The sequence below is a fragment of the Pseudomonadota bacterium genome (genome assembly GCA_010028905.1).
Taxonomy (GTDB): Bacteria; Vulcanimicrobiota; Xenobia; order RGZZ01; family RGZZ01; genus RGZZ01.
Genome location: RGZZ01000233.1, coordinates 1 through 7,776, shown reverse-complemented (window position 1 = coordinate 7,776; position 7,776 = coordinate 1). Strand labels below are relative to the sequence as shown.

Annotated in this window: 8 protein-coding genes; 4 read left to right on the top strand and 4 right to left on the bottom strand. The window is 65.6% G+C overall.

The features are described from left to right. Positions 1 to 139: 139 nt before the first annotated feature. Positions 140 to 1,468: a cell division protein FtsZ gene (gene ftsZ, locus EB084_15255; GenBank protein ID NDD29614.1), complete on the bottom strand. Its 1,329-nt coding sequence runs from the start codon at positions 1,466 to 1,468 to the stop codon at positions 140 to 142. Positions 1,469 to 1,829: 361 nt separating this feature from the next. On the opposite strand from ftsZ, the gene EB084_15250 reads away from it, so the two are divergent. Then, positions 1,830 to 2,699 carry a hypothetical protein gene (locus tag EB084_15250; GenBank protein ID NDD29613.1) on the top strand — a complete coding sequence of 290 codons (870 nt, stop codon included), beginning with the start codon at positions 1,830 to 1,832 and terminating at the stop codon, positions 2,697 to 2,699. Positions 2,700 to 2,765: 66 nt separating this feature from the next. Here EB084_15250 and EB084_15245 read toward each other — a convergent pair whose 3' ends face one another. Further along, the gene (locus EB084_15245) at positions 2,766 to 3,113 is read right to left on the bottom strand and encodes an ATP-dependent Clp protease adaptor ClpS (GenBank protein NDD29612.1); all 348 of its coding nucleotides are present in this window, start codon (positions 3,111 to 3,113) and stop codon (positions 2,766 to 2,768) included. A 141-nt stretch (positions 3,114 to 3,254) separates the two neighbouring features. Here EB084_15245 and EB084_15240 point away from each other — a divergent pair, with 141 nt between their 5' ends. Beyond that, positions 3,255 to 3,482, top strand: a complete 228-nt coding sequence (locus tag EB084_15240; protein NDD29611.1) for a hypothetical protein — start codon at positions 3,255 to 3,257, stop codon at positions 3,480 to 3,482. Between the two features lie 24 nt (positions 3,483 to 3,506). On the opposite strand, the gene EB084_15235 is transcribed toward EB084_15240, so the two are convergent. Beyond that, on the bottom strand, positions 3,507 to 4,244 hold the full coding sequence (locus EB084_15235; GenBank protein NDD29610.1) for a PilZ domain-containing protein: 738 nt from the start codon (positions 4,242 to 4,244) through the stop codon (positions 3,507 to 3,509). Here EB084_15235 and EB084_15230 point away from each other — a divergent pair. Further along, a complete protein-coding gene (locus EB084_15230) occupies positions 4,015 to 5,889 on the top strand; it encodes a hypothetical protein (GenBank protein NDD29609.1) in 1,875 nt (624 codons plus the stop codon). The two genes, EB084_15235 and EB084_15230, sit on opposite strands and share 230 nt — an antisense overlap. Positions 5,890 to 5,895: 6 nt before the next feature. Here the strand turns inward: EB084_15230 and EB084_15225 are convergent, their stop codons facing one another. Then, positions 5,896 to 7,116: an AAA family ATPase gene (locus tag EB084_15225; protein ID NDD29608.1), complete on the bottom strand. Its 1,221-nt coding sequence runs from the start codon at positions 7,114 to 7,116 to the stop codon at positions 5,896 to 5,898. 194 nt (positions 7,117 to 7,310) lie between these two features. Here EB084_15225 and EB084_15220 point away from each other — a divergent pair. Next, positions 7,311 to 7,776, top strand: a 466-nt coding sequence (locus EB084_15220) for a HEAT repeat domain-containing protein (GenBank protein ID NDD29607.1), incomplete at its 3' end; no start/stop codon positions are given.

Below are 7,776 nucleotides of genomic sequence, written 5' to 3'. Positions count from 1 at the left end.
GAGCGGTGCGCACCGCTCTCTTTTTTTTGGTTTCTTGACCTGGCTGCCGGTTCAGAAATAGAATCGCGGGTCGCGTGAAGATCACGCGACCCGCGATTGTCGGCAGTTCGATGAGAAGATACGGCTGTTGCCGATTCCCTCAGCGACGACCGCGGCGGAAGAATGCCGGCTCTTCGTACTTGTCTTGAACGAACGGAGCGGCCAGCGGCGCTTCAGCGCGGAACGGCTCTACCACGCTCTGAAGGTTCACCACCGGGATCTCCCCGCTGCTGGTGTCGGCCGGCAGGAAGCCAGACGCAATCACCGTGATGGTGATCTCATCATCGGGCTTGTCGTCGCGACCATCGACCACGGCGCCGAAGATCACGTTGGCCTCTGCGTGTGCGGCGGCTGAGATCACACGCGCCGCCTCGTCGACCTCTGCCAGGCTGAGACTCGAGCCACCGGTCACATTGAACAGGATGCCGCGAGCGCCCTGGAACGAGTTCTCAAGCAGGGGGCTCGAGATGGCCGCGCGTGCGGCGTCTGCGGCGCGTTTCTCGCCACGTCCGCGACCGATTCCGATGATGGCCGACCCGGATTTCTGCAGAATGGTCTGCACGTCTGCGAAGTCGACGTTGATGAGACCGCGCACCGTGATGATGTCAGAGATGCCCTGCACCGCGCATCGGAGCACGTCGTCGGCGAGGTGGAAGGCATCGGTCATCGGGACCTTCTTGTCGGTGACGCAGAGCAAGCGATCGTTGGAGATGGTGATGAGGGCGTCGACCTTGTCGCGAATCGCCAGAATGCCCTCTTCGGCAGAGCGTCTCCGCTTGCTGCCCTCGAAGCTGAACGGCTTGGTCACGATGGCAACCGTGAGCGCCCCCAGCTCCTGCGCAATCTCCGCGACGATGGGGGAAGCGCCAGTACCGGTGCCGCCTCCCATGCCGCACGTGATGAAGACCATGTCCGCGCCCTCGAGCAGCGCGCGGATCTCTTCACGGTTCTCTTCGACCGCGGCCTTCCCCATCCCAGGGTCGGCGCCTGCGCCCAGGCCGCGCGTGGTCTGGGTGCCGACATGCACCCGCTGGTCGGCGTCACAGAGGAACAGGGCCTGCGCGTCGGTGTTGACCGCGATGAACTCGACTCCTTGCACGCCGGTCTGCACCATGCGGTTCACGGCGTTGCACCCTGCGCCACCCACGCCTACAACCTTGATGCCCGCCACCGGGAGGTACGACTCGAGCTGCCGCTCACCGCTGGCGTAGGTGGCGTCCCACGTCTCAGCGCTCTTTGCAGCGGCCGCACTCGGGGAGGCTGCGGGCTCGGAGTGCGGATGGATCTCGGTGGGAGCGGGTTCTGTGACGCGCTCCTCAGCATTGAGCTCTCGCTTGCGCTCTGCCAGACTCAGAAAGAGATCGAGGCGTTCAAACCCTGCCTGGCTATTGCCGCCTGCCCTGGTACCCTTCGCGCGCTCCTCGGACATGTGATGTTTTCCCTCCCGTGCAGTATACGCAGATATGAAACAGCCATGGCAACGCCCAGATCAGTATCAGCGGGTCGACTCGGCGGGGCGATTCGGCGGAATGACACAGGGCGTCGTGAGGGGACCCGTAATGGGGCCCGCTCTGAGAGAGTCCTTTCTACAAAATGAAAATCTTTCCTCTTTCCGGAGGGCGATTTTTTTGTCCGGATTCAATCCACATCAGGATGATCGGGGGGTCGTCGCAAGCGGCGTCACAGTGAGAGGCGCTGACCTGCGCCTGTCGTCCGGGGCGCGGTCTTCGATGTGCGTGCGCGGCAGGAGGAAGGGACTTGAGCGTGGGGCTCAGTATGAGGAGTCTACGATGTCGCTGTCTCGTGAGACGCGTGAGGCGGGGGAGGGTCTCTTCTCCGCAGTGCCGATGCCCCTGGCCGTGGGCACCGCGCTCGTGGCCGTCGTGTTCATGTTCTGCGGCTATCGCGTCGTGCTCTCGCTGCTGGGACACCCGCCTTCCGCGATGAGCGGAGCTGCCGGCACGCAAATCGCGGTGGTGAACGGGTCGCGTGTCTCGACGGAGCTCCCGGCGCAGGAGGCCGTGAGCGGAACGAAGCCGATCCGTACCTCAGGGGGAGATCACGATGTTCCAGGCGCGGCCGTTCTCGGCGGAGACGTTCGGCCGGAGTTGGGCGTGGGCAGTTCGGCTGTCTCCTCACTCTCGGTGAAGCCGCCTGCGAAGAGGGTCACCGTTGCTGTGGCGGCTCCTTCTCCGTCGCCGTCGCCCTCCCCCGAGATGGAAGACGCGCCCGATGTCGCGCCCTCTTCCTCGCCTTCTCCTGAGACCGTGTCCGATGTCCGTCTGCATGGGGTGATGAGCGTCGGCGGGATTCCGATGCCCATGCATGCGATCTATCTCTACGACTTCGCTGACGCCACCATGCGAGAGGTGAGCAGCGGTCCCAAGGGAGACTACGACTTTGAGGATCTGCGTCCGAACGCGCAGTACTACGTCATCTCGGTCTATGACAGCGGCCCCGGCATGGGGCGAGGGGCAAGGACCGGGGGGCGCCTGCGCCTCTCCTGGCATCTTGCCATCGACACGCCGGCGAAGGTTGGCGCCTATGCGCTCGACATCGATTCTGGCAACGCCGATCCGGAGTACTGTGACGACCTGCGGCCCACAAACGATCCGGTGACGCGGACGCCGTATCGTTCTTGGCGCCGCGCGTCGCTGTAGCGCCGCGCCGGCGGCGGGGGAAGTGGCGCCGCGCGTCGCTGTAGCGCCGCGCCGGCGGACGCAACCTCAGTCGCCGGCGGGTTCGATGATCGCGCTCATGGAGCCTTTGCACCGCGGGATGCGCGGGTCGGCTCCGTAGGCGTGGATGCGGTCGCGCTCCAGCTCCGCGCGCTCGAGGGTGGTGGTGAGCACGATCACCCGCCCGCTCATGTCGACCTCCACCGCCATGCCGTAGGCGTCCATCGGAGAGTGCCCGAAGAGGCGCATCAGCATCTCGATGACGTACTCGTAGGAGTGATCGTTGTCATCGAGGAGCACCACGTGATAGGGCGGCTGGTTGCGCACCTTCGCCCAGGGGTCGGCGGGAGTCTCCAGGGCGGGCTCGATGACGGGCGTGCAGGGTGTAGTCGTCATTTCCTCGTCAAATGTTCACGGTTCGTTTACGAAACGCCCCTTTCCTTTGACCGGGGGGTGCGGTAGACTCGGGAGGTCGAGCGCGTCCGAGCACGGGACGAATCCCGCAGCTGTGCGCCACGCGAGAGAGAAGGTCAGACGATGCCGCAAGGTCGCGCAGGACAAGCCAGCGATACAGGCCACGCAACCGTGGCAGACATCCGTCTCATCTGGAACGCCTCACGCCAGCGCCGCTCCACCCTCGGCCGCTTGCATGCCATGTCGACGGCGCACCGCACGCTGCGCCTCTCCATCCCGGAGCCGCAGGTGCAGCGCGACAATCAGAGCCTGACCACGTGGCGTCAGATCCTCGGTGCAGGGCGCGACTGAGCCCTCGCTTCTCGGCGCGACGCGCTACCGTGCCGTCGCGAGCAGGCTGTTGAGGCGCGACTGCTCTGACTCGCTCAGATCGACGAACTGCAGGCCTGCGACCCACCGATCCGGAACCCGCGAGTCCTCGATCCAGATGACGCGCCCAAGGCTGAAGAACGGGACGGAGTCGAGGGGAAGGTGCAGATAGGCCAGGTCGCCCATCTCCAGCTTCTGGTCGACCCGGATCTTCATGCCGCCTCCCCCGATGTCGAGGGTCATCATCTGACCCTCTCCCGGGATGATCTCACCGTCGGCGCGCAGCAGCTGGTACTGGACCGGCACGCTCTTGACGAAGCGTTTATATCGCCGCTTCTCCGTCGTGGGCTCGGTGGGCTGCTCGGTTGGCGGCGCCGCGGCGGCAAACGCCGCGAGGGTTTTGCGGTCGGCTTCGGTCTGGTGCTCGAAGCGAAGCGTTGCCATCGACCCGCTTCCGCTCTTGCGGGTGACGTGGACCACGCCCTGAAGATGAACGGCCTCGGAGGGGCGAAGATTGACGTTCACCATGACCTTGGTTCCGCGCGGCAGCGGGATGGGGCTGTCGAGACGAACGCCCTGGCCGTCTGTGTGCACGGCGAGCACCGTCACGCTGGCAGGGTCCCACGAGTCGTTGCGCAGGACCTGCAGCCAGGCGGTCGCGGGGGTTACGAGAACCGTCTCCTCGAACATCGTGGGGATCTTGCGATCGCTCTGTGCCTTCTGGGGGGTGCGGGATGCGGGCATCTCTCTGCTCCTCTGGCGGGCCTTGCAGACGCAGGCAGTTGCTCGTCTGGCAGGTGGACGCTGCGCACGTCACTTGACACGCAGCATCCTTGAATATTTTTCCACTGCGCCTGATTCTCCTGCAAGGTCTTTCGAGGTCGTCTGCGGAGGAAAGGCCCGGAACGACAAAGAAGGCGCCTTCGCCCCCCTTCCGCGCACCGCGCGCGGTCGGCCGGAGACGCAGCTGTGCGAGGAGCCTGAAGTCGTGACCCCTGAGATTGACGCCTCTATTCCCAGCATCGCTCCCTTCCCGTCGCGCGACTCGTTCGAACGGGTGAACGCCCTCATCGACGAGTGGCACGCGGCCCTCGCTGCAGAGCCCGAGGGCGCTGCGGCGCTTGGAGAGCGCTTCCGAGAGCAGATGGTCTCCGCCGAGGCGACCTTCGGGGGGCGCGTGCTGTGTCCATATCTGCGCCCGAACTTCATGGCGCGCAGCCACTTCGACTACGTGCGCGATGCCATTCGAGAGGCCATGGCGGCTATCGAGGTCGTGGAGCGCCGCGCCTTCGAGGACCCGAGGTTCTTCGAGCGCATGGGCCTCAGCGAGGGCGAGGCGAGGCTGGTGCGCCTGCCGTCGAGCACGCGCCGCTTCTCTGCCAACTCGCGCATGGACACGTTCCTCACACCGGAGTCGTTCAAGTTCGTGGAGTACAACGCTGAATCTCCCGCGGGCATCGCCTATGCCGACGTGCTGCAAGATCAGTTCCTCGCCATGCCCTTGATGCGTCGCTTCGTCGAGCGCTTCGGGCTCACGCGCCTGCAGTGCCGGCAGAACGTGCTCGATGTGCTCCTCGCGGCCTACGAGAGCTGGGGCGGAACGGCGAAGCCACGCATCGCCATCGTCGACTATCTCGATGTTCCCACCCGCACAGAGTTCGAGCTGTTCAAGGCCTTCTTCGAGTCACAAGGGTATGAGACTGTCATTGCCGACCCCCGCGCGCTCGAGATGCGCGACGGTCGTCTCGTGTCGCCGGATGGCAGGCCTATCGACATCCTCTATCGCCGGCTGCTCGTCAACGAGCTTCTCGAGCGCGTTGACGCGTGCGCCGCGCTGGTACAGGCCGTCGAACAGAACGCTGTGTGCATGGTCAACTCGTTCCGCTGCAAGCTCCTGCACAAGAAGCTGCTCTTCGCGGCGCTGTGGAGCCCCGACATGCAGCCCTTCTTCAGCGACGTGCAGCGCGCTGTCATACGGCGTCACGTGCCGTGGACCGCTCGTGTGGAAGATGCTCGTGTCGAGTTCGAGGGGCGCTCGCACGATCTCCTCGCGCTTGCGCGAGCCGAGCAGCAGCGCATGGTTCTCAAGCCCAACGACGAGTACGGCGGCAAGGGCGTTGTGATCGGATGGGAACAGACAGCGGCCGATTGGGAGCGTGCGCTGACTGAGGCGCTTGCCTATCCCCACGTGCTCCAGGAGCGGGTTCCCACCTCTCGTGTGGCCTTCCCGGATCTGCAGGGCAACGTCGCTCCGCGGGTTGTCGATCTCGACCCGTTCATCTTCGGAGACCGCGTGACCGGGTTTCTCACCCGTCTCTCTGACACGTCGCTCTGCAATGTCACCAGCGGTGGGGGTCAGGTGCCCACCTTCCTGCTCCCGGACGCCTGACGAAGATCAGCGCCGCGCGCTTCGGGTCACGGAACGCTTGCTCCGGGGGGCGCTCTTCGCTTGTGCGAGCGAGGCTCGAACGGCCTCGAGGTCGCCGCTGATCAGCGGGTCGGAGAGGTTTCTCTCTACGGCGCGAACTGCGTACAGCACCTGGTTGGGGGTAGCGCCCAGAGCGTCTGCGATCTCTTGGAGCGATGCGGTCGTGCTGGTTCGCGCGAGGTAGAGCGCCACCTGACGTGCCCGTCTCACCCGCGCTTCCCGTGAGCGCGACTTGAGCGTGCCCATCTCCAGGGCGTACCACGACAGCACCTGAGCGAGAACGGCCTCGAGGCTGGACTGTGGCGCGAGGGGGCGAGGAGCGAGATCGTAGAGGAGATCATCGAGCGGGATGCGGCACTCGACCTCGCTGCCGCTCACTCCCAGTCGGAGCGCCACGAGGCGGTTCACGGCGCCCACGATCTCACGAACGTCGTGCTGCACACGCCGGGCCAGCGTGTTGGCCGATTCCGCAGACAGCCCCAGGCCCGCCTGTTCCGCAAGCTGGAGAACGATGGCTTGCCGCATTTCGAGGTCGGGATATCCGACCTCGGTGACGAGCCCGCAGCTCAGGCGCGAGCGGAGCGAGGGGCTCAGCCATCGGCTGTCCTGCGGAGCAGCCTGCCCCGCGATGACGATCTGATGGCCGCTCGCGATCAGTGTGTCGAGAGCGGCGCAGAGCTCTTCCTGCGCGCGCAGCCGGTTGCCGATCTGGTGGAACCCGTCGATCATAAGCACGTCGACACCGCGGTACTTCTCGCGGAACTGATCGAGTGAGTGGCTGCCCATGGCCAGCAGGAGCTCGTCGGTGAAGCGCTCGGCCGTCGTGGTCACAACGAGGAGGTTTCGATGCAGGTCTGCGAGACGGGTGCGCATCGCTGACAGCAGGTGCGTCTTCCCGAGGCCCGGATGCCCGTGGATGAACAGTGGGTTGAATGCGCTGCCGGGGGCTTCACAGATGCGCCTGCACGCGGCGAGGGCGATGTGGTTCGCGCTGCCTGCCACAAAGGTCTCGAATGTCTGATTCGAGGAACGAGGGGATTCGTCGAATCCGCCCAGATGGAGAAACGCGCTTCGCAGCGCTGCGGTTCGCTCGAGGTAGGCTGCTCTCACCTCTTCCAGGGAGGCGGTCGGGGACACGGCCAGCAGGTCTGACGGGCCCGTGGGTGTGCCTGCGGGTCGCTCGGACATGGAATCTCCCTAGTGCTGGGATGGAGGTGCGCGCCAGGCGAGGTCCATGAAGGACCGGGTCGAAGGCCGCGGGAGGGGTGCATTCTGTCAGACGGGCGTGAATCCTGCCCTCGGCGGGGGGAGATGTGGGGCGATGTGACCTCATCTGCACCGTCGGCTTGCGTGCGCAGCGAAGGGGCGTTAGACTTGCAGGCATGCGATCGCTCATCTTGATTCTCCTCGCCCTCCTCTGTGCCGCGCCCGCTCGTGCTGACGCGCCGCTGCATGCCATCTTGCGTGCGGAAGACAGTCGCAATGGAACGGCCCTCGAGCCGTTCGTGCGACATCCGGATCCGAAGGTGCGGGCGCGTGCGATTCGCGCCATCGGCCGGCTCCAAGACCCGGCCTACCTGGGAACGCTCGTGACAGCGGCTCGTCGGGACGTCCCGCCGGTGCGCGTCGAGGCCATCTTCGCGCTCGGCCAGCTCGATCAGCCCTTCGTCGAGGCATCTCTGGTCGCGCTGCTGGGCGACACCGCAGCGCCGCACGAGCGAAGGCTCGTGGTGCGATCGTTGGGGCGGGTCAGCAGGGGAGATGGAGAGGGCCATCGCCGCATCGTGGCGCTCCTCGCCGATCCGGACCCTGCGATGCGAGAGGTCGCCGCGCTCGCACTCGAAGATC

Excerpts from the sequence above, each read along its gene's own strand:
- EB084_15235 (NDD29610.1), bottom strand. The coding sequence starts at position 4,244 with ATGCCCGCATCCCGCACCCCCCAGAAGGCACAGAGCGATCGCAAGATC.
- EB084_15250 (NDD29613.1), top strand. The coding sequence starts at position 1,830 with ATGTCGCTGTCTCGTGAGACGCGTGAGGCGGGGGAGGGTCTCTTCTCC.
- ftsZ (NDD29614.1), bottom strand. The coding sequence starts at position 1,468 with ATGTCCGAGGAGCGCGCGAAGGGTACCAGGGCAGGCGGCAATAGCCAG.
- EB084_15245 (NDD29612.1), bottom strand. The coding sequence starts at position 3,113 with ATGACGACTACACCCTGCACGCCCGTCATCGAGCCCGCCCTGGAGACT.
- EB084_15240 (NDD29611.1), top strand. The coding sequence starts at position 3,255 with ATGCCGCAAGGTCGCGCAGGACAAGCCAGCGATACAGGCCACGCAACC.
- EB084_15225 (NDD29608.1), bottom strand. The coding sequence starts at position 7,116 with ATGTCCGAGCGACCCGCAGGCACACCCACGGGCCCGTCAGACCTGCTG.